General features: G+C 69.6%; 1 protein-coding gene. It reads right to left on the minus strand.

All coding sequences use genetic code 11. The features are described 5' to 3' along the window. Positions 1 to 687: acyltransferase domain-containing protein (locus MXD95_RS04095; RefSeq protein WP_250639173.1), on the minus strand; the 687-nt coding region annotated here is incomplete at both ends.

The following is a 687-nucleotide window of genomic DNA, read 5'->3' on the forward strand; positions in this document are numbered from 1 at the left end:
GGCGAAGAGTGCGGGTTGGGCGTATTCGGTGGTGTGGAGGAGTTGTTCTTCGGGGCTTCCCGGAACCGCGAACATGAGGTCCCGTAGCCGCACCGAAAGATGCACGTCCAGGGCGTCGCAGACCGTGTCGAGCGCGTCCGCGAAAACCGTGGACCGCGCATAGAGCTGTTGGCCCATTCCGGCGCGCTGACTTCCCTGGCCGGTGTAAAGAAAGGCGACTTTCCCGGTCGGGCGCGGGCGGCCGAGCACGATGTTCGGCGCCGTCCTCGAGGTCGCGACCTGCGCGAGGCCCCTGCTCAGCTCCTCGGCGTCCGCGGCGACGACCACCGCGCGATGCGGCAGGTGTGCGCGGTGGTGCACCAACGACCAGGCGACATCCGGCGGCGTCGGCCCGACCGGCGCAGCGCCGTTCGGGTTGATCGCGGCTGCTGGTTCGATCGTGCCGGCGGTCTCGAGGTAGGCGGCCAGTCGCTCGGCCTGTCCGCGCAGGCCCGCCTCGGTCCGCGCCGAGATCAGGAAGGGGAACGCCTCGGCGGGCCGGTCGGTGGTGCTCGGACCAGCGGTGATGGTGATGCTGTCCGGGGTGGCGCTGTCCGGGGTATCTGGGTTCGGGTTGGGGTTGGTGTTCGGGGTGGGTGGTTGTTCGAGGATGAGGTGGGCGTTGGTGCCGCTGATGCCGAAGCTGCT

Origin of the sequence: Frankia sp. AiPa1, assembly GCF_023243075.1 — a bacterium.
Lineage (GTDB): Bacteria > Actinomycetota > Actinomycetes > Frankiales > Frankiaceae > Frankia.